The organism is Anaerosacchariphilus polymeriproducens (assembly GCF_003363435.1).
Lineage (GTDB): Bacteria > Bacillota > Clostridia > Lachnospirales > Lachnospiraceae > Anaerosacchariphilus > Anaerosacchariphilus polymeriproducens.
The window spans coordinates 1-22704 of sequence record NZ_QRCT01000051.1 but is presented as its reverse complement, the minus strand read 5'-3'; the positions used below and the strand labels follow the sequence as shown (position 1 = coordinate 22704).

The following is a 22704-nucleotide window of genomic DNA, read 5'->3' as shown; positions in this document are numbered from 1 at the left end:
TATCGTGGAAAGAAATTTAAGAAAAACACGTACAGGTAAAGTTGTAAGCAATAAAATGCAAAAAACTATCGTTGTTGCTGTTGAAGATCATGTAAAGCATCCACTTTATAATAAGATTATGAAGAGAACTTACAAGCTGAAAGCTCATGATGAAAACAATGACTGTAACATCGGTGATATCGTTAAAGTAATGGAAACAAGACCTTTATCTAAAGATAAAAGATGGAGACTTGTACAAATCATGGAAAGAGCAAAATAATAAAGGAGGTCTATTGGCATGATACAACAAGAAAGTAGACTTAAAGTTGCTGACAATACAGGTGCAAAAGAGTTACTTTGTATCCGTGTACTTGGTGGTTCAACTAGAAGATATGCTAGTATTGGAGACATCATCGTAGCTACTGTCAAAGATGCAACACCAGGTGGCGTTGTAAAAAAAGGTGATGTTGTGAAAGCTGTAGTTGTACGTACAAAAAAAGGTGCTCGTCGTAAAGATGGTTCTTATATAAAATTTGATGAAAACGCTGCTGTAGTTATTAAAGATGATAATAATCCAAGAGGAACTCGTATTTTTGGACCAGTAGCTCGTGAGCTTCGTGAAAAACAATTTATGAAAATTGTTTCCTTGGCTCCAGAAGTATTATAAGGAGGTGCCTAGATGTCAACTATGAAAATCAAAAAAGGTGATACTGTTAAGGTAATTACCGGTAAAGACAAAGATAAAGAAGGTAAAGTAATTGTTGTAAATAAAAAGAACAATACGGTTTTAGTTGAAGGTCTTAATATGATTAAAAAGCATACAAAGCCAAGTATGTCTAATCAAAACGGTGGAATTGTACATCAAGAAGGACCTATAGATATTTCAAACGTAATGTATCTTCATAAAGGAAAACCTACCAGAGTGGGATTTAAGATGGATGGAGATAAGAAAGTACGTTTTGCAAAATCAACCGGTGAAGCAATAGATTAATTTGAAGAAAGGAGGTTTGCAAGTTGAGTAGACTTAAAGAAGCTTATCAAAATGAAGTGAAAGAAGCTTTAATTAAAAAATTTGGATATAAAAATGCTATGGAAGTACCAAAACTTGAGAAAGTTGTTATCAATATGGGTGTTGGTGAAGCAAAAGAAAATGCTAAGATTTTAGATGCAGCTGTAAAAGACTTAGAAATTATTACAGGTCAAAAAGTTGTTGTTACAAGAGCGAAAAACTCCGTGGCTAACTTTAAAATTAGAGAAGGAATGCCAATTGGATGTAAAGTTACACTTAGAGGAAAGAAAATGTACGAATTTGTGGATCGCTTAATTAATTTGGCATTACCACGTGTACGTGACTTCAGAGGTGTGAATCCGAACGCATTTGATGGTAGAGGCAACTATGCATTAGGAATTAAAGAGCAAGTGATTTTCCCTGAAATCGAGTATGATAAAATAGATAAAGTAAGAGGTATGGATGTAATTTTTGTTACAACTGCTAAAACAGATGAAGAAGCTCGTGAATTATTGACATTATTCAATATGCCGTTTACAAAATAGATAGGAGGGAAAAGTTTCATGGCTAAAACAGCAATGAAAGTGAAACAACAACGTAAACAAAAATTCTCTACAAGAGAATATAATCGTTGTAAAATTTGTGGTCGTCCACATGCTTACTTAAGAAAGTACGGAATCTGTAGAATATGTTTTCGTGAATTAGCATATAAAGGACAAATACCAGGTGTTAAAAAGGCAAGCTGGTAATAAGGAAGGAGGCAACATAAATGACAATGAGCGATCCAATCGCAGATATGCTTACAAGAATTCGTAATGCAAACACTGCTAAACATGATACAGTAGATGTTCCGGCATCTAAAATGAAAGTCGCAATCGCTGATATTCTTTTGAACGAAGGTTATATTTCAAAATATGATATCGTTGAAGATGGAGAATTCAAAACAATCCGTGTTACCTTGAAATACGGTAGTGATAAAAATGAAAAGATTATTACAGGACTTAAGAGAATTTCCAAACCAGGTCTACGTGTATACGCTGGTAAAGATGAACTTCCAAAAGTACTTGGTGGTTTAGGAATTGCAATTATTTCAACAAATAAAGGAATTGTTACAGACAAAGATGCAAGAAAATTAGAAGTTGGCGGAGAAGTATTAGCATTCGTATGGTAATTTTGCGAAAGCAATTTAATAAAAAAACAAAATAGGAGGTACGGGCATGTCACGTATAGGAAGAATGCCAATCGCAGTACCGGCAGGTGTAACTGTTGATATTGCAGAAAATAATCATGTGACTGTGAAAGGTCCAAAAGGGACTCTTGTAAGAGATTTACCTAAAGAGATGGAAATTAAATTAGATGGTGAGCAAGTGATTGTTTCTAGACCAAACGATTTAAAGAAAATGAAATCTTTACATGGATTAACAAGAACATTAGTAAATAACATGATTGTTGGTGTTACAAATGGTTATGAAAAAGTTTTAGAAGTTAATGGTGTAGGTTACAAGGTAGCTAAAGCCGGTAAAAAATTAACTTTATCTTTAGGATATTCACATCCGGTAGAGATGCAAGACCCAGAAGGTTTAGAAGCAGTTGTAGAAGGAAATAAGATCACTGTCAAAGGTATTGATAAAGAAAAAGTTGGCCAATACGCAGCGGAAATCAGAGATAAGAGAAGACCTGAACCATATAAAGGAAAAGGTATTAAGTATGCTGATGAAGTTATTAGACGTAAAGTTGGTAAGACTGGTAAAAAATAATAAGGAGCGTGTGAAAAGATGATTAATAAAAAATCCAGAAGCGAAGTTCGTGCGAAAAAGCACTTGAAGATTCGTAATCGTTTTAGCGGAACTGCTGAAAGACCTCGTTTAGCAGTGTTTAGAAGCAATAATCATATGTATGCTCAAATTATTGACGATACAGTTGGAAATACTTTAGTTTCAGCATCTACACTTGAGAAAGATGTAAAAGCGGAATTAGAAAAAACCAATAACGTTGATGCAGCAGCATATGTAGGTACTTTAATTGCTAAAAAAGCTTTAGATAAAGGTATTAAAGAAGTCGTTTTCGACAGAGGCGGATTCATTTACAAAGGTAAAGTAAAAGCATTAGCAGAAGCAGCCAGAGAAGCTGGCTTAGACTTCTAATAGATTAAAATTATATGGAGGAAAACACATGAAACGTACAATCATTGATGCTAGTCAATTAGAGTTAACAGAAAAAGTAGTATCAATAAAACGTGTAACTAAGGTTGTTAAAGGTGGACGTAATTTTAGATTTACAGCTTTAGTCGTTGTTGGTGATGGCAACGGACATGTTGGTGCAGGTTTAGGTAAAGCAACGGAAATTCCTGAAGCAATTCGTAAAGGAAAAGAAGATGCTATGAAAAAACTTATTTCTGTTAAATTAGATGATAATAATAGTATAACTCATGACACTATCGGAAAATTTACTGGTGCATCTGTATTATTAAAAAGAGCTCCAGAAGGTACCGGTGTTATCGCTGGTGGTCCGGCTCGTTCTGTTTGTGAACTTGCAGGAATTCAAAATATCCGAACAAAATCATTAGGATCAAACAACAAACAAAACGTTGTACTTGCTACAATCGAAGGATTAAGACAATTAAAGTCTCCTGAAGAAGTTGCAAAATTACGTGGAAAATCTGTTGCAGAGATACTTGGATAAGGAGGGTATTAAAATGGCAGATAAATTAAGAATTACACTTATAAAATCTACAATTGGAGCGGTACCTAAAAATAGAAAAACGGTAGAAGCTTTAGGGTTAAGAAAATTAAATAAAACAGTTGAAATGCCTGATAATGCAGCAGTAAGGGGTATGGTTCAACAAGTTAGACATATGGTAAAAGTAGAAGAAATCTAGAAAGACAAGGAGGTGTCACAATGGACTTATCAAACTTAAAACCTGCTGAAGGTTCAAAACATAGTGATAATTTCAGAAGAGGTCGGGGACATGGTTCAGGAAATGGTAAGACAGCTGGAAAAGGTCATAAAGGTCAAAAAGCCCGTTCAGGCGGTACAAGACCAGGCTTTGAAGGTGGACAAATGCCTTTGTATAGAAGAATTCCTAAAAGAGGATTTACGAATAGAAATTCCAAAACGATTGTTGGAATTAACTTAAATGCTCTTGAAAGATTCGATAATGATGCAGTTGTTTCAGTTGCAACTTTAATTGAAACAGGTATTGTTACCAATCCGAAAGATGGTGTTAAGATTCTTGGAAACGGTGATTTTACTAAGAAGCTTACAGTACAAGCGAACGCTTTTAGTGCTAGCGCAAAAGAAAAAATTGAAGCTCTTGGTGGAAAAGCTGAGGTGATTTAATGCTAAAAACACTCAGAAATGCATTTAAAATTGAAGATATAAGAAAAAGAATTATATATACGTTTTTGATGCTAATTGTAATCCGTATCGGTGCGCAATTGCCTGTACCAGGTGTTAAGAGTGAAGTTTTTGCAGAATGGTTCTCGAGCCAGGGTGGCACATTCAATTTTTTTGATGCTGTCACCGGTGGTTCGTTAATGAATATGTCCATTTTTGCATTAAGCATTACACCGTACATTACATCCTCTATTATCATTCAGCTTCTTACGATTGCGATTCCCAAATTAGAGGAAATGCAAAAAGAGGGAGAAGATGGTAGAAAGAAACTCAATGAGTTTACCCGTTATTTAGCTGTTGGTTTATCATTAGTTGAATCAATCGCAATGGGCGTTGGTTTTGGAAATCAAAATTTGTTAGAAAGAAATACATTTATGTATATTGCGGTAGTAGCCACAGCATTAACTGCAGGTTCCACTTTCCTTATGTGGGTTGGTGAAAGAATTACAGAAAAGGGCGTAGGTAATGGTATTTCAATCGTATTGATGATTAACATTGTTTCACGTATTCCGGATGATATGATTAAATTATTTAATCAATTTGTAAAAGGAAAAGCGTTTGCTCCTGCTATGCTTGCCGCTGCTATTATATTAGCTATTATACTTTTGGTGATTGTATTTGTTATTTTTCTTCAAGGCGGAGAAAGAAGAATTCCGGTTCAATATGCAAAAAAAGTTCAAGGAAGAAAAATGGTAGGAGGACAATCAACTCATATACCGTTAAAAGTTAATACGGCGTCCGTTATTCCTATTATTTTTGCACAGTCTATTTTGCAGTTTCCTGTTATGATTGCTGGCTTTGTTGGTAAAGGAAAAGGTTCCGGATTAAGTAAGGTTATCTTAGATGGGCTTACGCAGAATAATTGGTGTGATCCCGAAAATCTGAAGAATTCGTGGGGACTAGTTCTTTATATCCTTATGGTTATTGCATTTGCATATTTCTATACATCAATAACATTTAATCCATTAGAAGTTGCTAACAATATGAAAAAGCAGGGTGGTTTTATTCCGGGAATCCGTCCGGGTAAACCGACAAGTGATTATTTGACGAAGATATTGAATTATATTGTATTTATTGGTGCAGTCGGATTAATTATCGTTGCAGTCATTCCTATCTTTTTCAATGGAGTATATAGCGCGAATGTCTCGTTTGGTGGTACCTCTATTATCATTATTGTAGGAGTTGTTATAGAAACTTTGAAACAAATTGAGTCTCAAATGCTGGTACGTAATTATAAAGGATTTTTGACGGATTAAAGCATAGTGTCCCTTCGGGGACACTTAAGCTGATTTAAGAGAAATATCATTTAAAAGTAAAAATGTCACTTAAGCTAATAGAGGAGGAAAGACATGAAAATTATTATGTTAGGGGCTCCTGGAGCAGGAAAAGGTACCCAGGCAAAACAGATTGCAGATAAATATGATATTCCGCATATCTCAACAGGTGATATATTTAGAGCCAATATAAAAAATAAGACTGAGTTAGGAAATAAAGCCAAGACTTTTATGGATCAAGGACTTTTAGTTCCTGATGAGTTAGTTGTAGACTTGGTTGTAGATAGAGTACAAAAGGATGATTGTTCGAAAGGTTACGTCTTAGATGGATTTCCAAGAACAATTCCTCAGGCAGAGGCATTAGATAAAGCACTTGCTAAGATGAGCGATCATGTTGATTATGCAATTAATATACTTATTCCTGATGCAACTATTATTAAAAGAATGTCAGGAAGAAGGGCTTGCGTAAGCTGTGGAGCAACATATCATATTGTTAATATTCCACCTAAAGTTGATGGGATATGTGATGCATGTGGAAAAGAACTGATTTTGAGAGATGATGATAAAGAAGATACAGTCAAGAAACGTTTAGATGTGTATCATGAACAGACCCAACCACTAATAGAATATTATAAAAACAAAGAAATCTTAGTAAACGTAGACGGAACTCAAGAAATGAAAGATGTTTTCAAGTCTATTGTTGAATTATTAGGAGCATAGGATTATGGCCATATCAATTAAATCTGCAAGAGAAATCGAACTGATGCGGGAAGCCGGAAGACTTTTGGCAATCGTTCATGACGAATTAGAAAGTTTCATAAAGCCTGGGATTAGTACATTGGATATTGATAAAAAAGGAGAAGAAATCATTCGCAGTTTCGGATGTATTCCTAATTTTCTACATTATAATGGATATCCAGCTTCCATCTGTGTTTCTGTAAATGAAGAAGTTGTTCATGGAATCCCAAGGAAGGATAGAATTCTGAAGGAAGGTGATATTGTAAGTTTGGATGCAGGACTTATATATCAAGGTTACCATTCAGATGCTGCAAGGACACATGCAGTTGGAGAAATCAGCAAAGAAGCCAGACAGCTGATAGATGTCACGAAACAAAGTTTTTTTGAAGGTATTAAATTTGCGAAAGAAGGCAACCATTTATTTGAGATTTCAAATGCAATTGCAGATTATACAGAAAGTTTTGGATATGGAGTCGTTAGAGATTTGGTTGGACACGGCATTGGTACAAATTTACATGAGGACCCACAAATACCGAATTTCAAGCAAAAGCGCAGAGGCTTAAAACTTCAAGCCGGAATGACTCTTGCAATCGAACCTATGATTAATGCAGGACGTTACGACGTAGAATGGCTAGATGACGATTGGACAGTAGTAACAGAAGATGGTTCTTTATCTGCTCATTATGAAAATACGATACTGATTACAGATGGTGAGCCAGAAATTTTAACCTTAATAAACAAATAGAGGTGGTTACATGTTATTAGCTATTTCGCAAGCCGGCCATGATAAGGGAAGATTATATGTCATATTGAAGGAAGATGATGAATATACTTATTTGTGCGATGGAAAGTATAGAAGTTTAGATAATCCAAAAAAGAAGCGGAAAAAGCATGTTCAAGTAATTAAAGAAATTCCAACCAATGTGGCTGAACTTATAAAAGATGGTCAATTATTAAACAATGAAGGTATTAAGAGAGCTATTAAGCTTTATCATGAAAGATAGGTATAAGGAGGAACATATGTCAAAAGCAGATGTTATTGAAGTAGAAGGAACTGTAATAGAAAAGTTACCAAATGCAATGTTTCAAGTGGAACTTGAAAATGGTCACAAAGTACTAGCCCATATCAGTGGTAAATTAAGAATGAACTTTATTCGTATTCTACCGGGTGATAAAGTTACTATTGAATTATCCCCATATGATTTATCAAAAGGAAGAATTATCTGGAGAGATAAATAAAAAAAGACTTGATTTATATTAGTCTGTGTGTTATAATTTAGAGCGAACGTTTTGAGAAATACCCAATTAGTCATTGTATACTCGATAAATTGGGGCATTCAGAGGAAAGGAGGATTTGCTGTGAAAGTTAGATCATCAGTTAAACCTATCTGTGAAAAATGCAAAATAATCAAAAGAAAGGGAAGCGTCAGAGTAATCTGTGAAAACCCTAAGCACAAACAAAGACAAGGCTAATTCTTATTGGGCTTGATTTTGTTTGTTTAGATATTTAATCTGTTTTATATCTTAAAAGAAGCAAAAGCTTCAATGAATGAGTGCGGCTGCAGTAGGAACGCTAGGAAGCGTTGTCCAACTGATTTTATATATGCAGTATTTTACTACTGTACGTATTGCTTTTTTATACCGAGAGAAGCAATAGATGGAAGGAAAGTAAATTTCCGAATAATTAGATTATTTAAAAAGCAAATGGGTGTATGCACACATTTCAGGCGGAGTTATCCGAGCTGCATAGGTTTATTGCTTTTATAACTCATGACAATAGAATGGGTAAGCCATTCATAAATTAATTAAACGATGGAGGTGTAATGCGCACATGGCTCGTATCGCAGGTGTAGACTTACCAAGAGAAAAACGTGTTGAAATCGGTTTAACTTATATCTATGGTATTGGTAGAGTAAGTTCAAATCGTATTCTTGCTGATGCAAAAGTAAATCCTGACACACGTGTTAGAGATTTAACAGATGAAGAAGTGAAAAGAATTAGTTCCGTAATTGATGAATCACAAACTGTTGAAGGTGATTTGCGTCGTGAAATAGCTCTTAATATAAAGAGACTTCAGGAAATTGGATGTTATAGAGGTATTCGTCATAGAAAAGGACTTCCGGTTCGTGGACAAAAGACCAAAACAAATGCCAGAACTAGAAAAGGTCCTAAGAGAACTGTTGCTAATAAGAAGAAATAGTTAATGTACTAGTACTTAAGCGTAACGTAATTCACTACGCTTTTAGTATGTACTTTTTTTAAGTTAGTATGCAGTATTATGTAAAAGGCATAGAAGAAAGAGTTCATAAATTGATACCAAATTTAGAAAGTAGGGTAGTAAAATGGCTAAAAAAGTTACAAAGAAAGTGACAAAGAAGCGTGTTAAGAAGCATATTGAGCGCGGACAAGCACATATTCAATCATCTTTTAACAATACAATCGTAACAATAACAGACTCTGAAGGTAATGCTTTGTCATGGGCAAGTGCAGGTGGTCTAGGTTTTAGAGGATCAAAAAAATCAACACCATATGCAGCGCAGATGGCAGCTGAAACTGCTACCAAAGCAGCTTTAATTCATGGTTTGAAAACAGTAGAAGTTATGGTGAAAGGTCCTGGCTCAGGAAGAGAAGCAGCTATTCGTGCACTTCAAGCTTGTGGACTTGAAGTAACAAGTATTAAAGACGTTACACCGGTACCTCATAATGGTTGCCGTCCACCAAAACGTAGAAGAGTCTAATAGGAGGTGCGATAAAAAATGGCAGTAAATAGAGTTCCTGTTCTTAAAAGATGTAGATCTTTAGGTTTAGATCCTATATTCATGGGAATAGATAAAAAATCAAAAAGAGAATTAAGAAGAGCCAACAGAAAGATGTCTGAATATGGTCTTCAACTAAGAGAAAAACAAAAAGCAAAATTTATTTATGGTGTATTAGAAAAACCATTTAAAAATTATTATTCAAGAGCTGACAGAATGAAAGGTATTACAGGTGCGAACCTTTTGATAATCCTTGAAAGCAGATTAGATAATGTTGTTTTCAGAATGGGGTTAGCAAGAACTAGACGAGAAGCTAGACAAATCGTTGACCACAAGCATGTTTTAGTGAATGGAAAACAAGTAAACATTCCTTCCTATCTTGTAAAAGCTGGTGATACCATTGAGATTAAAGAAAAATGCAAAGGATCTCAAAGATATAAAGATATTTTAGAATTAACAGGAGGAAGATTAGTACCAGAATGGCTTGATGTTGATCAAGAGAACTTAAAAGGTACGATAAAAGAACTTCCATCAAGAGAAATCATTGATGTTCCTGTTAACGAAATGCTCATTGTCGAATTATATTCCAAATAGAATGCATTAAATAGTCTTTAATAACCCGAAAAAAGGAGGGACTTGTAGTGTTCGATTTTGAAAAACCCAAAATTGAGATTGCGGAAATTTCTGAAGACAGAAAATACGGAAAATTCGTAGTTGAACCACTCGAAAGAGGATACGGTACAACTCTTGGCAATTCATTAAGAAGAATCATGCTTTCTTCATTACCCGGAGCAGCCGTAAGTCAAGTCAAAATTGATGGAATACTTCATGAATTCAGTTCTATTCCTGGTGTTAAGGAGGATGTTACTGAAATTATCATGAACATCAAAAGTTTAGCAATCAAGAATAACAGTGAAACAAATGAATCCAAAGTAGCCTATATTGAATTTGATGGTGAAGGGGTTGTTACAGCAGCTGATATTCAAGTGGACCAAGACATTGAGATTTTAAATCCGGAATTGGTTATTGCAACACTAAATGGCGGTGTAGACAGCAAACTTTACATGGAACTTACTATTACCAAGGGTAGAGGATATGTAGGTGCTGATAAAAACAAAAGTGAAGATTTGCCAATTGGCGTGATTGCAATTGACTCAATTTATACACCAGTTGAACGTGTTAATTTGACTGTTGAAAATACACGTGTAGGTCAGATCACAGATTATGATAAACTTACATTAGATGTATTCACAAATGGGACATTAGTTCCTGATGAAGCAGTAAGTTTGGCAGCAAAAGTTCTAAGCGAACATCTTAATTTATTTGTTGATTTATCAGAAAATGCTAAGACAGCAGAAGTAATGATAGAAAAAGAAGAAAATGGTAAAGAGAAAGTTTTAGAAATGAACATCGATGAATTAGAATTGTCAGTTCGTTCTTATAACTGCTTGAAGAGAGCTGGAATCAATACCGTAGAAGAATTAACAAATAAGACATCAGAAGACATGATGAAAGTCCGTAATTTAGGACGTAAATCATTAGAAGAAGTATTAGCGAAATTGAAAGAACTTGGATTACAATTAAATTCAAGTGAAGAATAATACAATGATATGTTCTGCTTATAAGTCCTACGAGCGTAGCAGAGCTTCTCATTATATGGAAAGATGAACAATATTTGGCAAGTAAGCCCAACGAGCGTTGCCGGATATTCCACTAATGGAGGTAAAACGATGGCAGGATATAGAAAACTTGGAAGAACTTCAAGTCAGAGAAAAGCATTGATTAGAAATCAGGTAACCAATCTTTTAGCACATGGTAAAATTGTTACTACGGAAGCAAAAGCAAAAGAAATCCGTAAAGTAGCAGAAGGTCTAATTGCTTTAGCAGTAAAAGAAAGAGATAACTTTGAAACAGTGAAAGTAACAGCTAAAGTAGCGAAAAAAGATGCTGATGGAAAAAGAGTTAAAGAAGTAGTAGACGGTAAAAAAGTAACTGTTTATGAAGAAGTAGAAAAAGAAGTGAAAAAGGATTTGGCTTCTCGCTTACATGCCAGAAGACAAATGTTAAAAGTTCTTTACCCAGTAACAGAAGTACCTGCAGAAGCAGCTGGTAAAAAGAGAAATACAAAAGAAATCGATATGGTTGCAAAACTTTTCGATGAAATTGCTCCTAAATATGCAGATCGTAAAGGTGGTTACACCAGAATCGTAAAAATCGGTCTTCGTAAAGGAGATGCAGCTATGGAAGTTCTTTTGGAACTTGTATAATCTGATAGTATATTACACTCGCTTAATAGCGAGTGTTTTTTCTTTTGTTGGCTTAGGAACTTTTGCAAATATATTGTATTCTTTACAATTTAATATATATAGTATATTATTAGGATAATAAACAAAATTACATGAAAGGAAGAAAAACATGTGAGAAAAGCTGGAATTTTATTACCAATTGCAAGTTTGCCATCAAGGTTTGGGATAGGATGCTTCTCTAAGGAAGCATATCAATTTGTGGATCAATTAGAAAGAAGTGGGCAAAAGTGTTGGCAGATACTACCGTTAGGGCCGACAGGATATGGAGATTCACCTTATCAGTCATTTTCCACATTTGCCGGGAATCCATATTTTATTGATTTAGAATATTTCATACGTGAAGGATTTTTGCTGGAAGAAGAATGTGAAGCATGTGATTTTGGAGAGGACAAGCGTTATATTGATTATGAAAAGATATATTTAGAGAGATTTAAACTACTGAAACTAGCGTATGAACGCAGTAATAGTAAATGGAATGAACAATTTTTATTATTTAAAGAAGAAAACAAATTTTGGCTGGATGATTACAGTCTATACATGACGATAAAAGATATTAATAATGGGTGCAGCTGGCTTGAGTGGGAAGAAGACTTAAAAGAGCGGTATCCCGAAACATTGGCTAATATAAGTATAGAATTTGAAGAAGAAATAGAGTTTTATAGCTATTTGCAATATATATTTACCGTTCAATGGATACAGTTAAAAAACTATGCCAATGAACGGAATATAGAGATCATTGGCGATATACCAATTTATGTGGCGTTAGATAGTGCGGATTGTTGGGCTAATAAAGAATTGTTCCAATTTGATGAAAATAGTGAGCCAAAGGCAGTTGCAGGATGTCCGCCTGATGCATTTGCCAGATTTGGACAATTATGGGGCAACCCACTATACGATTGGGGATATCATCAAAAAACAGGATATCATTGGTGGATAAATAGAATTCAATATCATCTTGCTTTGTATGATAAAATTCGAATTGATCATTTTCGAGGATTCGATGCTTATTATTCCATACCATATGGAGATGAAACTGCTGAGTTTGGGCAGTGGGAGATAGGGCCCGGTTATGATTTCTTTGCGGCAATAGAAGACCGGTTAGGGAAAATGAATGTAATAGCAGAGGATTTAGGATTCCTTACAGAAAGTGTAAAAGAATTAGTTGAGAAGACTGGATATCCGGGGATGAAAGTTCTCGAGTTTGCCTTTGGTTCGGATGAAAGAAATGATTATCTGCCTCATAATTATATTCAAAATTGTATCGTGTATACAGGAACTCATGACAATGATACAATTAAAGGCTGGTTTGAATCGATATCTGAATACGAAAAAAAATTTTCTATTGAGTATTTAAATAATGGAGAACATGAAATAGAGAAGATACATTGGGACTATATCCGTTTGGCGTTAAGCAGTGTGGCTGAAACAGCTGTTATACCAATGCAGGATTATCTGGGCTTGGGAGATGAAGCAAGGATCAATATTCCATCTACATTAGGAGATAATTGGACTTGGAGATTATTAGAAGATGAGATTACGGATGATTTGTTAGAAGAAATAAGAAAATTGACGAAGTTATATAATCGATGAACGATGATTTATGTAGGAAGGCTTTCGCTTGCAATTCGAGTAAGAATCTTATACAATATAAAAAGCTGATTTAATAAAGAAAAAAGTACTTTAAAAAAGTAACAGGTGAATAAAATGGGGATCATTGAAACAAATAAATTAGTTTTTGAATATATAAGAAGAGACGAAGAAGATAATGTAGAAGCCATTCAAAGAGCAGTAGATGAAGTAGATCTTGATATTAAAGAAGGTGAATTCATCGCAATTTTAGGGCACAATGGGTCCGGCAAGTCGACTTTGGCTAAGCATATGAATGCTATTTTGGCACCTACAGAAGGAACTGTCTGGGTAGATGGAAAAGATACCAAAGAGGAAGAGAAAATATGGGATATTAGACAAACGGCAGGAATGGTGTTCCAAAATCCAGACAATCAGATTATCGGTACTGTAGTGGAAGAAGATGTTGGTTTTGGACCTGAGAATATAGGAATTCCGACAGAGCAGATATGGGAAAGAGTAGAAGAAAGCTTAAAAGCAGTTGGTATGTATCAATATCGGAAACACTCTCCTAATAAGTTATCAGGAGGACAGAAACAGCGTGTAGCAATAGCAGGAGTTGTTGCAATGCATCCGAAATGTATTGTACTTGATGAACCGACGGCCATGCTGGATCCAAATGGAAGAAAAGAAGTAATCCGTGCCGTGAGAGCATTGAATGATGTTGAAAACGTAACGATTATTTTAATTACACATTATATGGAAGAAGTAATTTATGCCGATAAAGTTTATGTCATGGATCAAGGGAAAATTGTGATGCAGGGGACACCAAGGGATATTTTTTCCCAAGTCGAAACTTTGAAAAGTTATCGATTAGATGTGCCTCAGGTCACACTTTTGGCTTATGAACTGCAAAAGCAAGGCATCCCATTAACAGATGGTATTTTAACTATGGAAGAATTGGTGGAACAACTATGTCAATTATCGTGAATAAACTTAATTATATCTATGGTCCGGGAACAGCATATGAAGTACAGGCGTTAAAGAATATCAATTTGGAAATAAATGATGGAGAATTTATTGGAATTATCGGTCATACTGGATCGGGAAAGTCCACTTTAATACAGCATTTAAATGGATTGATAAAGGCAGTATCAGGTGAAATCTATTATAATGGGGAAGACATTTATGATAAAGATTTTGATATGAAAAAACTACGTAGTAAGGTAGGCCTTGTATTTCAGTACCCGGAACATCAGCTCTTTGAAGTTGACGTTTTTCAAGATGTATGTTTTGGCCCAAAAAATCTGGGGTTATCAAAAAATGAAGCTGAGCTGCGTGCATTTGAAGCATTGCGAAGTGTAGGTTTTCCGGAAGATTTATTTTATCAGTCGCCATTTGATTTGTCAGGTGGACAAAAAAGGCGAGTAGCCATTGCCGGCGTATTGGCAATGAATCCTGATGTCTTAATTTTGGATGAACCTACAGCAGGATTAGATCCAAAGGGGCGGGATGAAATTTTGGATCAGCTTGTACAGCTTCACGAAGAAAAGAAAATGACCATTATATTGGTATCTCACAGCATGGAAGATGTAGCAAGGTATGTAAATAGAATTATTGTTATGAATCAAGGTGAGATTTTGTATGATCAAACACCAAAAAATGTATTTCAGCATTATAAGGAGCTTGAAGAAATAGGGTTGGCTGCGCCGCAAGTCACGTATATTATGAACCAGTTAAAAGAAAAAGGGTTTAGAGTAGATGTGAATGTGACGAAAATTGAAGAAGCAGCCACAGAAATTTTAAGAGCACTTGGAAGACAGGCATGAACAAGGAGAGAAAATGATTCGAGATATTACATTGGGACAGTATTATCCAACTGATTCCATTATTCATAGATTAGATCCAAGAGTAAAATTAATCGGTACAATCGTGTTTATTGTATCTCTTTTTCTATTTAAAGATTTTTTTGGATATCTTTTAGCTACTCTTTTTTTGGCGGTATCGATCAAAATATCCAAGGTGCCTTTTCATTTTATGATGAAAGGGTTAAAATCTATCATTGTACTGTTGATAATAACTGTGGTATTCAATCTTTTTTTGACACCTGGCGAAAAACTGATAGAATTTTTTATATTCAAAATAACGAAAGAGGGCCTTAGAACCGCAATCTTTATGGCAGTGCGTCTGGCTTATTTGATAGTTGGTTCATCTATCATGACTTTAACAACAACGCCAAATCATTTAACGGATGGTCTGGAAAAATTATTAAATCCTTTAAATAAAATAAGAGTTCCGGTTCATGAGGTGGCAATGATGATGTCTATCGCTCTGCGGTTTATTCCTATATTATTAGAAGAAACGGATAAAATTATGAAGGCACAGATTGCGCGTGGAGCCGATTTTGAAAGTGGAAATTTGATAAAAAAAGCGAAAAGTCTGGTTCCTTTATTGGTACCTCTTTTTATATCAGCATTCCGAAGAGCCAATGATTTGGCAATGGCAATGGAGGCAAGATGTTATCAGGGAGGAACAGGCAGGACGAAGATGAAACCACTTGTCTATAAAAAAATAGATGGAATAGGTTTTGGAGTATTAGCGATGTATTTATTGATCTGCATATTAGTAAATCAATTTGTTCCTGTATAGGAAATAGCATTCTGATCCGCAAATGCAGTATGGTTTTACATTGAAATAAGGAAGAAGATTGATGAAAAGAATAAAATTGATAGTAGCTTATGATGGGACAAACTATTGTGGATGGCAGATACAGCCAAATGGTGTTACCATTGAAGAAGTCTTAAATAAAGAATTAACAAGGCTTTTGAAGGAAGATATTAAAGTAATAGGTGCCAGCAGAACGGATTCAGGGGTTCATTCTTTGGGAAATGTGGCAGTTTTTGATACAGACACAAAGATTCCTGCTGAGAAAATTGCGTATGCTCTGAATGTAAGTCTTCCTGAGGATATAGTGATTCAAGAGTCATGTGAAGTAGAATCAAATTTTCATCCCCGATTTACGAACAGTATCAAAACTTATGAATATAGAATATTAAGTTGTACATTTCCAAAACCGGAATCTAGATTTACAACGCATTTTTATTATGGTCATTTAGATATTGAAAAAATGAGAGCAGCAGGCCGGTATTTAGTGGGAAAGCATAATTTTAAAAGTTTTTGTAGTCCCAAAACTGAGGTTTTAGATACTGTAAGAGAAATTTATGCATTAGAAGTGAAAAAGGAAGAGGATATTATTAAAATAAGGGTTTCCGGAAATGGTTTCTTATATAATATGGTACGTATTATTGCAGGGACCTTATTGGAAGTTGGAATGGGTAAATACCCTCCGGAAAAAATCCCAGATATTTTGAAGAAAGAAAATAGGAGTGCAGCAGGACCTACAGCTCCAGCGAAAGGATTGACCATGATAGGAATTAAATATATAGATAATTGATGAGAAGAAAGGGGGAGTTTTAATGGAGTATTTAGTTTTTGTAAACGAATATTTGCATGAGATGAACCTGGTAACAATTATTTTTCGTATTGTATGTGCAGTTGTTGCAGGTACAATTATTGGGATAGATCGAAGTGAAAAGCGGCGTGTAGCGGGTTATAAGACCCATGCTATTGTATGTTTGGGTGCTGCCCTAGTTATGCTGACAGGAGAATATATATTTAGACAATATGGCGGCAGTGGAGATTTGGCCAGATTAGGAGCACAGGTAATCAGCGGAGTAGGTTTTTTGGGAGTTGGTACGATCATAGTAACTGGTAATAATCAGGTAAAGGGTTTGACGACAGCAGCGAGTTTGTGGACCTGTTCATGTATAGGGCTTGCAATAGGAATTGGATTTTATAGTGGTGCATTGGCATCTGTAGCTGCGCTTTTGCTTATTTTCCGTTACTTTAAACTTATTAATTATTATGTAAATAAGCATTTGAGAGCTGTAGAAGTATATATAGAATTAGAGTCTGCACAATACATTTCAGGTTTTTTAGAATTTATTCGAGAGAAAGATTGTAAGGTATCCAGTTTTGAAATCGGTCCAGCCAGAATGAAGGATGAGGGAATTTCTATTCTTGCAACGATTGAAACAGGAAGAATGAGAACATGTACAGATGTTTTAGAACTATTGCGGAGTATTCCGGGCATCAGGACAGTGGAAGAATATAATTGTTAACTTAATTCGAACGTGGTTGACAATTATCGAGCCTTTCGTTATAATTTTAGTTGTATCTATTTAAGTTGATGAACTAAAATAAAACGGGAGGCTTTACTTATGGAAGAACAAAAATCAAAAAATAAAATTAGTACATATCAAATGGCTCTAGTAGCATTAATGAGCGCAGTTATTTGTATACTTGCACCACTTTCAATACCAATACCAATCAGCGCGGTTCCTATTTCGTTCACGAATTTGGCTGTCTTATTTGTTGTTTATATATTAGGATGGAAAATGGGGACTCTTAGTTATCTTATTTATGTATTAATTGGACTCACAGGGCTTCCTGTCTTTTCAGGTTTTGAAGGTGGATTCGGGAAATTAGTCGGGCCTACTGGAGGTTATATTATAGGTTTTGCATTACTAGCAGTTATTTCCGGGCTTTTTATCGAGAGATTTCCTGGGAATATTTTCATGAATGTTGTTGGTATGATAATAGGATCAATTGTTGTTTATGTATTTGGAGTTGTATGGTTAGCATATCAAATGGATTTAACATTGAAACAGGCAATGATCAGTGGAATGCTGCCCTATCTTTTAGGTGACGGAATTAAAATCGTATTAGCAGCTATTGCAGGACCGATTATTAGAAAAAATCTTGAAAGAGCAGGTTTGGTTTAAAAAAATGATTGACACACACGGGTACGTATTATATAATATCAAGGTATGACGTATGTTAGAAAGTGTTCTAGCCAAAGCCCCGGTAGAACCTTTTACAATAAAATGAAGAGTTTTAAATTTCAAGGAGGTAAAAACCAATGAAAAGTTTTATGGCTAGTCCAGCAACAATTGAAAGAAAATGGTATGTAGTTGACGCTACAGGATATACATTAGGTCGTTTAACATCAGAAATTGCTAAAGTATTAAGAGGTAAGAACAAACCAATCTATACACCTCATATCGATACTGGCGATTATGTAATCGTTGTAAATGCAGAAAAAATCAAAGTTACAGGTAAGAAGTTAGATCAGAAAATTTATTACCACCATTCTGATTATGTAGGTGGTATGAAAGAAACAACTTTAAGAGAAATGTTAGCAAAGAAACCTGAAAAAGTGATCGAACTTGCTGTTAAAGGTATGCTTCCAAAAGGACCTTTAGGTAGAGAAATGTACAAGAAACTTCATGTATACGCTGGTCCAGAGCATGATCATGCAGCTCAAAAACCAGAAGTATTAACATTTTAATTAGAAAGGTGAAGGAGGTAAATTACAGTGGCTAAGGCAAGATTTTATGGAACAGGAAGAAGAAAAAAATCAATCGCAAGAGTATATTTAGTACCTGGAACAGGTAATATTACAATAAATAAAAGAAACATCGATGAATATTTAGGACTAGAAACTTTGAAAGTTATCGTTCGTCAACCATTGGTTGCAACAGAAACAGTGGATAAATTTGACGTTTTAGTAAACGTTCATGGTGGTGGATACACAGGACAGGCTGGAGCTATCAGACATGGTATCGCAAGAGCTTTACTTCAAGTAGATGCGGAATATCGTCCAACTTTGAAAAAAGCAGGTTATTTAACAAGAGATCCAAGAATGAAAGAAAGAAAGAAATACGGTCTCAAAGCAGCACGTCGTGCGCCACAGTTCTCAAAGAGATAAAAAGCGGTCAACGCATTTGTCAAGAAAAGCCCGATTTTACAAGGGTTACAGACGTTGTGGAATGTTGTCAAACGCATTGGAAATTACTTCGTGTGCAACACGTTTGCAACAGGTGTGCATCAAAAATATCAGTAATAATTATAGGACATTTTTCATTGAAGCAATTCATTGGAAAGTGTCCTTTTCTTTTTGTAAGGACTTTCCTTTCCGTTCGTGTTATATCTTATTAATCGCATCGACGAGCTCTTTGATATCAAAGTGAGTATAAACTTTCTCTGTGAGTGTCATTGCTCCAGAGAGTAGCCCATGCAATCATAAGACCCGGTATGTGGTGCATATAATGATATAACGTTTTGGTAACAAATTTACAATTTACTACCAATTCCGTAAAGGAGGTGGTAGTCATGAAAAATTTTACGAAATTAATGGTAACATAATTTATGATTTTTAGCATAGTATTTAGTGCGTATGCAACAAATTTAAGTATAGATAAACATTGAATTATGATTAAGGATTGAAATCCAACAGTACAAGTAACATCATGACTGGCACTGGAAGAATTACATATTTTACTGGGGCCATTGGCGATCATAATAATTCTTTGAAATTGTATGACTGTGCAACTAAAATATCTGTTGATGATGTTTCTTCTGGTACAAAAGTAACGGCTACCAACACATATAAAAATAAAACGCAATACTTCTATAAACAATCATGTGGCAGTCTTCCATCAGCAATACTTGATATATGGACTGATGGAACAACTTATCCTATAAAAGATATTACAACAGGAGGCACACTTGATAATGTATATTCAGCCAAAATAACCCATAAGGCATCATAAAGTTATTAAATACTTTATACTTGAGCAAACACAGAAAGACTTTTAAGTCTCTCTGTGTTTGAATTTGTTAATACATGGAGGGATATTGTGAAAAAGAAAAGAATAATTTTTATAAGCATAATATCAATTATAGTTTTTTGTATTATTAATTTTTTATTTATGGATAATAGTTTTATCGAAACAATTTTCAATGAAAAAAACGAAATAGGACCTTATGTATCAATTACTTATGGTATTAATGATAATACTACTGACAGTGGTCGACGAATACAGTATTACACATATAGCATAGACAAAAATAAACTTGATTTACAATGCAGTATTCCATTTGCAGCGCAATACGGAACAGGAGTCGTATCATTAGAAAATCAAAAGCTTTATTATTCTGGAAGAGCAGGAAAAAATACGAATGATTCCATAATAGAATATGATCTAAAGACTGGCCAAACTCATGCTTTAGAAAACGAAAATGCTACATATAATGATATTGCAATAGTTGATAATCATACTCTACTTGTAACAGCAATTTCAAAAAAAATGAATGTAATTGGCCTGCTACTTTTGATTTGAATAGTAGAACATTTACTTATTTATATGATGCGAATAATATTAGTGATTCCTTGTACTCCGCAAGGGCTGGACGAATAAACTATAACTATATCTATAATAAATTTGTAGATGTATTTGTTAACCAAGATGAATTCTACTCATCAAAATTCAATTCCAATGAAGTTGCTATTGACTATAACATTGCACTTGTTTCTCCAAATCTCTTATTAAATACAAAAAGTATATTCGCTAAAAAGATGAAGATTGCCAATGACGTTTACATGGCAACACAAATTTCAGATAACTCAATTTTGGTACAAGTTGATGATGATGTTGAGGGTAAGCAATTTTTCTGTTTAATTGATTTAGTGAATAAATCAATCAAAGAAATTGATTGCCCATTTAAAAATGTGACATATATTACAGACTGTGTTACATTGGACCAAGGTAAGACATACTTTGTGTTAGGCGGGTTCAAAAATAGTAATGAAGTTCAAAAAAATGGTTTATTCTATTATGACACAAATACAGAACAAGCAGAGCCTATATTGACGAATAATGATAGTAACCAAGGACATGTAATTAATTTTACAGTTGTAGGGAGCAGACAGTAATTTTATAAGCAAAAAAGTCCGTGTAAAGGTTTTATAATTTTAAAGAAGGCTCTCTTTTTGGAGAACTTTATAATTATATATTTAAATGGTTAGATATTCCGGTGGATTAACAATTTGCTGTTTATGAAATGTCCTGAGACGTAATAAAACGTCGAGAGTGTGAAACACATGCGCAACAATAATACTACAAACCTATGTGTTTCCAGGCTTCTCAAGCTATTAAACGGTTGACAAAGAGATAATATGTATGACTTTTGGAAAATTGGAAAGCGCCTTATTTACAGGGGTAGGATATAATACATATAAGCAACAAACAAGTGAACGAAAGTAACTAAAAAGACACAAATATTAGAAATTTTTAGGATGTTTTTCAGATGGATTTATCTGATTGAGACATCCTTTTTTTGCACAGATATTAATTTGATAATACTTCGTTTTTTCAAAACATTGATTTGTTAAGAAAGTTTTGCTATACTAATCAAAAGAATAATTCAAAAACTAAATTTTGAATAAGATATTTGGAGGATGTGCAATGATTCCTATTAAGAAGCTGGACACATGATTATTGAAGAAGAGCAGCGACGCTGCAGGATTAGTCAAAGAAATTGAACGCATTCTTACAATTCAATGAGAGAGAAATCCTTAAAGATAGTGGGAAAGTAACGGATAATGGCTAAAGCATTTGCAGAAAGCGAATTCGTTTATTGTGAGTTTTATACCATGAAATTATGGTATGATTCATATTGTTTTTTGGTAAATTTCTAGGAATAATTTAGGGGGGAAAATTATGTTACCATCGATAAAAGTGGCAGAAATGGAATTAGAGATTGCAGAAACCTTAAATCCAGGACCTTGGTTTAAACATTCTATAAATGTTGGGATAGCTGCACGAAATATTGCAGAAAAAATCCAAAATATGGATATGGAAAAGGCATATATTTTAGGCATATTACACGATATAGGTAGGCGTGTTGGAGTTGTCAATATATCGAAACATGTCTATGAGGGATATAAATTTTGTATAGAAAAGGGTTGGAATGAAGTTGCTAAAGTGTGTATGACTCATTCATATATATTGATGCAAGATGAATTTGATTATGAACCAATCGAAAACGAAGAGATGGAAATAAAAAAGTACATTTTAAATTGTCAGACAGATGATTTTGATTTACTGATCCAGTTGTGTGATTCATTGGCAGCAGATTACGGATTTGTCATAATTGAAAAGAGATTTGTTGATGTAATACGTAGATATGGAATTATGCAAAAATATATAGAAGGATGGAATAAAACTTTTGAAATAAAAGAATATTTTGAAGAAAAAATGGGATGCTCCGTTTATGATGTTTTGCCTAATATAGGAAAAACAACACTATTATCTCCACCACTATGGACTCAGCCTGTAAACAAATCAATAATAAGATAACTTGGAATATGCTTGATTAAGAAATTCTTTTATATGTTTGAAACTATAAAAGAACAACTCAATACAATTCATAACCTCCTACTTCACTGAATGGGAGGTTCTTTTGCATATTTTTTTGTAAAATTATGAGCAATACGGCATGCATAATAAAAACTTTAAATATGTAAAAGTAGTGTCAAGCATTTTTGACTATGTCTCGGAAAAATTAATTTATTAGCACCACCTAACGGGGTGCTTTTGTAGAAGGTAATGTGTCTGTTTTGGCGCTTTTTATTAAAAAAAGGGATGGCAAACAGACCTCATCAGAGGCTTTCGTGAAACTATGCTGTTAGCATTGATTTCGAAATGAGATCATAAGGAACGTGTTTTTGAAATTCATGATTCCTCCAAGGGTGCTTTGGTGAGGGGATTGCTCTT

Annotated in this window: 35 protein-coding genes; all 35 read left to right on the top strand. The window is 34.4% G+C overall.

The genetic code is table 11. From position 1 onward, the window contains the following. The first annotated feature begins 4 nt into the window (after positions 1–4). The 35 genes from rpsQ to DWV06_RS17355 all read left to right on the top strand — a co-directional run bounded on the left by rpsQ (position 5) and on the right by DWV06_RS17355 (position 22287). The gene (rpsQ, locus tag DWV06_RS17530; protein WP_456297936.1) at positions 5–259 is read left to right on the top strand and encodes a 30S ribosomal protein S17; all 255 of its coding nucleotides are present in this window, start codon (positions 5–7) and stop codon (positions 257–259) included. An 18-nt stretch (positions 260–277) separates the two neighbouring features. After that, positions 278–646 carry a 50S ribosomal protein L14 gene (gene rplN, locus DWV06_RS17525; protein ID WP_115483518.1) on the top strand — a complete coding sequence of 123 codons (369 nt, stop codon included), beginning with the start codon at positions 278–280 and terminating at the stop codon, positions 644–646. A gap of 12 nt (positions 647–658) precedes the next feature. Further along, positions 659–970, top strand: a complete 312-nt coding sequence (gene rplX, locus DWV06_RS17520; RefSeq protein WP_115483517.1) for a 50S ribosomal protein L24 — start codon at positions 659–661, stop codon at positions 968–970. A gap of 23 nt (positions 971–993) precedes the next feature. Further along, positions 994–1533 (top strand): 50S ribosomal protein L5, encoded by a 540-nt coding sequence (gene rplE, locus DWV06_RS17515; protein ID WP_115483516.1) that lies wholly within the window; start codon positions 994–996, stop codon positions 1531–1533. A gap of 18 nt (positions 1534–1551) precedes the next feature. Then, on the top strand, positions 1552–1737 hold the full coding sequence (locus DWV06_RS17510; protein ID WP_115483515.1) for a type Z 30S ribosomal protein S14: 186 nt from the start codon (positions 1552–1554) through the stop codon (positions 1735–1737). 20 nt (positions 1738–1757) lie between these two features. Continuing rightward, on the top strand, positions 1758–2159 hold the full coding sequence (gene rpsH / locus DWV06_RS17505; RefSeq protein ID WP_115483514.1) for a 30S ribosomal protein S8: 402 nt from the start codon (positions 1758–1760) through the stop codon (positions 2157–2159). A 46-nt stretch (positions 2160–2205) separates the two neighbouring features. Next, a complete protein-coding gene (gene rplF, locus DWV06_RS17500) occupies positions 2206–2745 on the top strand; it encodes a 50S ribosomal protein L6 (RefSeq protein ID WP_115483513.1) in 540 nt (179 codons plus the stop codon). A gap of 18 nt (positions 2746–2763) precedes the next feature. Beyond that, positions 2764–3132, top strand: a complete 369-nt coding sequence (gene rplR, locus DWV06_RS17495) for a 50S ribosomal protein L18 (protein WP_115483512.1) — start codon at positions 2764–2766, stop codon at positions 3130–3132. 28 nt (positions 3133–3160) lie between these two features. After that, positions 3161–3670 (top strand): 30S ribosomal protein S5, encoded by a 510-nt coding sequence (gene rpsE / locus DWV06_RS17490; RefSeq protein ID WP_115483511.1) that lies wholly within the window; start codon positions 3161–3163, stop codon positions 3668–3670. A gap of 13 nt (positions 3671–3683) precedes the next feature. Continuing rightward, complete coding sequence (rpmD, locus tag DWV06_RS17485; protein ID WP_115483510.1) at positions 3684–3866, top strand: 50S ribosomal protein L30; 183 nt, start codon at positions 3684–3686, stop codon at positions 3864–3866. 20 nt (positions 3867–3886) lie between these two features. Further along, positions 3887–4327 (top strand): 50S ribosomal protein L15, encoded by a 441-nt coding sequence (gene rplO, locus DWV06_RS17480; RefSeq protein ID WP_115483509.1) that lies wholly within the window; start codon positions 3887–3889, stop codon positions 4325–4327. After that, a complete protein-coding gene (gene secY, locus DWV06_RS17475) occupies positions 4327–5640 on the top strand; it encodes a preprotein translocase subunit SecY (protein ID WP_115483508.1) in 1314 nt (437 codons plus the stop codon). Before rplO ends, secY begins: the two co-directional genes overlap by 1 nt. A 93-nt stretch (positions 5641–5733) precedes the next feature. Further along, positions 5734–6378 (top strand): adenylate kinase, encoded by a 645-nt coding sequence (locus DWV06_RS17470; protein WP_115483507.1) that lies wholly within the window; start codon positions 5734–5736, stop codon positions 6376–6378. Between the two features lie 4 nt (positions 6379–6382). Continuing rightward, positions 6383–7141 (top strand): type I methionyl aminopeptidase, encoded by a 759-nt coding sequence (gene map, locus DWV06_RS17465; RefSeq protein ID WP_115483506.1) that lies wholly within the window; start codon positions 6383–6385, stop codon positions 7139–7141. Between the two features lie 10 nt (positions 7142–7151). Then, positions 7152–7400 carry a KOW domain-containing RNA-binding protein gene (locus tag DWV06_RS17460; RefSeq protein ID WP_115483505.1) on the top strand — a complete coding sequence of 83 codons (249 nt, stop codon included), beginning with the start codon at positions 7152–7154 and terminating at the stop codon, positions 7398–7400. A gap of 16 nt (positions 7401–7416) precedes the next feature. Continuing rightward, on the top strand, positions 7417–7635 hold the full coding sequence (gene infA, locus DWV06_RS17455; RefSeq protein ID WP_091234462.1) for a translation initiation factor IF-1: 219 nt from the start codon (positions 7417–7419) through the stop codon (positions 7633–7635). A 120-nt stretch (positions 7636–7755) separates the two neighbouring features. Beyond that, positions 7756–7869: a 50S ribosomal protein L36 gene (gene rpmJ, locus DWV06_RS17450; protein WP_073105013.1), complete on the top strand. Its 114-nt coding sequence runs from the start codon at positions 7756–7758 to the stop codon at positions 7867–7869. A 358-nt stretch (positions 7870–8227) separates the two neighbouring features. Next, positions 8228–8596: a 30S ribosomal protein S13 gene (gene rpsM, locus DWV06_RS17445; protein ID WP_115483504.1), complete on the top strand. Its 369-nt coding sequence runs from the start codon at positions 8228–8230 to the stop codon at positions 8594–8596. Between the two features lie 142 nt (positions 8597–8738). After that, positions 8739–9134 (top strand): 30S ribosomal protein S11, encoded by a 396-nt coding sequence (gene rpsK, locus DWV06_RS17440; RefSeq protein WP_115483503.1) that lies wholly within the window; start codon positions 8739–8741, stop codon positions 9132–9134. Positions 9135–9152: 18 nt separating this feature from the next. Next, positions 9153–9746, top strand: a complete 594-nt coding sequence (gene rpsD / locus DWV06_RS17435; RefSeq protein WP_115483502.1) for a 30S ribosomal protein S4 — start codon at positions 9153–9155, stop codon at positions 9744–9746. Positions 9747–9793: 47 nt separating this feature from the next. Then, positions 9794–10753, top strand: coding sequence for a DNA-directed RNA polymerase subunit alpha (locus DWV06_RS17430; RefSeq protein WP_115483501.1), 960 nt, complete (start codon positions 9794–9796; stop codon positions 10751–10753). Between the two features lie 129 nt (positions 10754–10882). Then, positions 10883–11419 (top strand): bL17 family ribosomal protein, encoded by a 537-nt coding sequence (locus DWV06_RS17425; protein ID WP_115483500.1) that lies wholly within the window; start codon positions 10883–10885, stop codon positions 11417–11419. A gap of 150 nt (positions 11420–11569) precedes the next feature. Next, entirely contained in the window at positions 11570–13048 is a 1479-nt protein-coding gene (malQ, locus tag DWV06_RS17420) for a 4-alpha-glucanotransferase (protein ID WP_115483499.1), read from the top strand. Positions 13049–13162: 114 nt separating this feature from the next. After that, positions 13163–14014 carry an energy-coupling factor transporter ATPase gene (locus DWV06_RS17415; protein ID WP_115483498.1) on the top strand — a complete coding sequence of 284 codons (852 nt, stop codon included), beginning with the start codon at positions 13163–13165 and terminating at the stop codon, positions 14012–14014. Beyond that, positions 13999–14853 (top strand): energy-coupling factor transporter ATPase, encoded by an 855-nt coding sequence (locus DWV06_RS17410; protein ID WP_115483497.1) that lies wholly within the window; start codon positions 13999–14001, stop codon positions 14851–14853. The genes DWV06_RS17415 and DWV06_RS17410 overlap by 16 nt, the downstream gene beginning before the upstream one ends. A gap of 13 nt (positions 14854–14866) precedes the next feature. Beyond that, positions 14867–15673, top strand: a complete 807-nt coding sequence (locus tag DWV06_RS17405) for an energy-coupling factor transporter transmembrane component T family protein (RefSeq protein WP_115483496.1) — start codon at positions 14867–14869, stop codon at positions 15671–15673. A 61-nt stretch (positions 15674–15734) separates the two neighbouring features. Then, positions 15735–16478: a tRNA pseudouridine(38-40) synthase TruA gene (gene truA, locus DWV06_RS17400; protein ID WP_115483495.1), complete on the top strand. Its 744-nt coding sequence runs from the start codon at positions 15735–15737 to the stop codon at positions 16476–16478. 22 nt (positions 16479–16500) lie between these two features. After that, entirely contained in the window at positions 16501–17205 is a 705-nt protein-coding gene (locus tag DWV06_RS17395) for an MgtC/SapB family protein (protein WP_115483494.1), read from the top strand. Positions 17206–17304: 99 nt separating this feature from the next. Then, complete coding sequence (locus DWV06_RS17390; protein ID WP_115483493.1) at positions 17305–17868, top strand: biotin transporter BioY; 564 nt, start codon at positions 17305–17307, stop codon at positions 17866–17868. A 137-nt stretch (positions 17869–18005) separates the two neighbouring features. Next, positions 18006–18434, top strand: coding sequence for a 50S ribosomal protein L13 (gene rplM, locus DWV06_RS17385; RefSeq protein WP_115483492.1), 429 nt, complete (start codon positions 18006–18008; stop codon positions 18432–18434). A 27-nt stretch (positions 18435–18461) separates the two neighbouring features. After that, positions 18462–18854 (top strand): 30S ribosomal protein S9, encoded by a 393-nt coding sequence (gene rpsI / locus DWV06_RS17380; RefSeq protein WP_115483491.1) that lies wholly within the window; start codon positions 18462–18464, stop codon positions 18852–18854. 514 nt (positions 18855–19368) lie between these two features. Continuing rightward, complete coding sequence (locus DWV06_RS17375; RefSeq protein WP_147289881.1) at positions 19369–19698, top strand: hypothetical protein; 330 nt, start codon at positions 19369–19371, stop codon at positions 19696–19698. 87 nt (positions 19699–19785) lie between these two features. Next, positions 19786–20268, top strand: coding sequence for a hypothetical protein (locus DWV06_RS17370; protein ID WP_115483489.1), 483 nt, complete (start codon positions 19786–19788; stop codon positions 20266–20268). After that, positions 20265–20861, top strand: a complete 597-nt coding sequence (locus DWV06_RS17365; protein WP_115483488.1) for a hypothetical protein — start codon at positions 20265–20267, stop codon at positions 20859–20861. The genes DWV06_RS17370 and DWV06_RS17365 overlap by 4 nt, the downstream gene beginning before the upstream one ends. A 787-nt stretch (positions 20862–21648) precedes the next feature. Continuing rightward, positions 21649–22287 (top strand): HD domain-containing protein, encoded by a 639-nt coding sequence (locus DWV06_RS17355; protein WP_115483487.1) that lies wholly within the window; start codon positions 21649–21651, stop codon positions 22285–22287. Positions 22288–22704: the final 417 nt, after the last annotated feature.

Coding starts and splice junctions, on each gene's coding strand:
- rplN (WP_115483518.1), top strand. CDS start 278: ATGATACAACAAGAAAGTAGACTTAAAGTTGCTGACAATACAGGTGCA.
- rplX (WP_115483517.1), top strand. CDS start 659: ATGTCAACTATGAAAATCAAAAAAGGTGATACTGTTAAGGTAATTACC.
- DWV06_RS17510 (WP_115483515.1), top strand. CDS start 1,552: ATGGCTAAAACAGCAATGAAAGTGAAACAACAACGTAAACAAAAATTC.
- rpsH (WP_115483514.1), top strand. CDS start 1,758: ATGACAATGAGCGATCCAATCGCAGATATGCTTACAAGAATTCGTAAT.
- rplF (WP_115483513.1), top strand. CDS start 2,206: ATGTCACGTATAGGAAGAATGCCAATCGCAGTACCGGCAGGTGTAACT.
- rplR (WP_115483512.1), top strand. CDS start 2,764: ATGATTAATAAAAAATCCAGAAGCGAAGTTCGTGCGAAAAAGCACTTG.
- rpsE (WP_115483511.1), top strand. CDS start 3,161: ATGAAACGTACAATCATTGATGCTAGTCAATTAGAGTTAACAGAAAAA.
- rpmD (WP_115483510.1), top strand. CDS start 3,684: ATGGCAGATAAATTAAGAATTACACTTATAAAATCTACAATTGGAGCG.
- rplO (WP_115483509.1), top strand. CDS start 3,887: ATGGACTTATCAAACTTAAAACCTGCTGAAGGTTCAAAACATAGTGAT.
- secY (WP_115483508.1), top strand. CDS start 4,327: ATGCTAAAAACACTCAGAAATGCATTTAAAATTGAAGATATAAGAAAA.
- DWV06_RS17470 (WP_115483507.1), top strand. CDS start 5,734: ATGAAAATTATTATGTTAGGGGCTCCTGGAGCAGGAAAAGGTACCCAG.
- map (WP_115483506.1), top strand. CDS start 6,383: ATGGCCATATCAATTAAATCTGCAAGAGAAATCGAACTGATGCGGGAA.
- DWV06_RS17460 (WP_115483505.1), top strand. CDS start 7,152: ATGTTATTAGCTATTTCGCAAGCCGGCCATGATAAGGGAAGATTATAT.
- infA (WP_091234462.1), top strand. CDS start 7,417: ATGTCAAAAGCAGATGTTATTGAAGTAGAAGGAACTGTAATAGAAAAG.
- rpsM (WP_115483504.1), top strand. CDS start 8,228: ATGGCTCGTATCGCAGGTGTAGACTTACCAAGAGAAAAACGTGTTGAA.
- rpsK (WP_115483503.1), top strand. CDS start 8,739: ATGGCTAAAAAAGTTACAAAGAAAGTGACAAAGAAGCGTGTTAAGAAG.
- rpsD (WP_115483502.1), top strand. CDS start 9,153: ATGGCAGTAAATAGAGTTCCTGTTCTTAAAAGATGTAGATCTTTAGGT.
- DWV06_RS17425 (WP_115483500.1), top strand. CDS start 10,883: ATGGCAGGATATAGAAAACTTGGAAGAACTTCAAGTCAGAGAAAAGCA.
- DWV06_RS17415 (WP_115483498.1), top strand. CDS start 13,163: ATGGGGATCATTGAAACAAATAAATTAGTTTTTGAATATATAAGAAGA.
- DWV06_RS17410 (WP_115483497.1), top strand. CDS start 13,999: ATGTCAATTATCGTGAATAAACTTAATTATATCTATGGTCCGGGAACA.
- DWV06_RS17405 (WP_115483496.1), top strand. CDS start 14,867: ATGATTCGAGATATTACATTGGGACAGTATTATCCAACTGATTCCATT.
- truA (WP_115483495.1), top strand. CDS start 15,735: ATGAAAAGAATAAAATTGATAGTAGCTTATGATGGGACAAACTATTGT.
- DWV06_RS17395 (WP_115483494.1), top strand. CDS start 16,501: ATGGAGTATTTAGTTTTTGTAAACGAATATTTGCATGAGATGAACCTG.
- DWV06_RS17390 (WP_115483493.1), top strand. CDS start 17,305: ATGGAAGAACAAAAATCAAAAAATAAAATTAGTACATATCAAATGGCT.
- rplM (WP_115483492.1), top strand. CDS start 18,006: ATGAAAAGTTTTATGGCTAGTCCAGCAACAATTGAAAGAAAATGGTAT.
- DWV06_RS17355 (WP_115483487.1), top strand. CDS start 21,649: ATGTTACCATCGATAAAAGTGGCAGAAATGGAATTAGAGATTGCAGAA.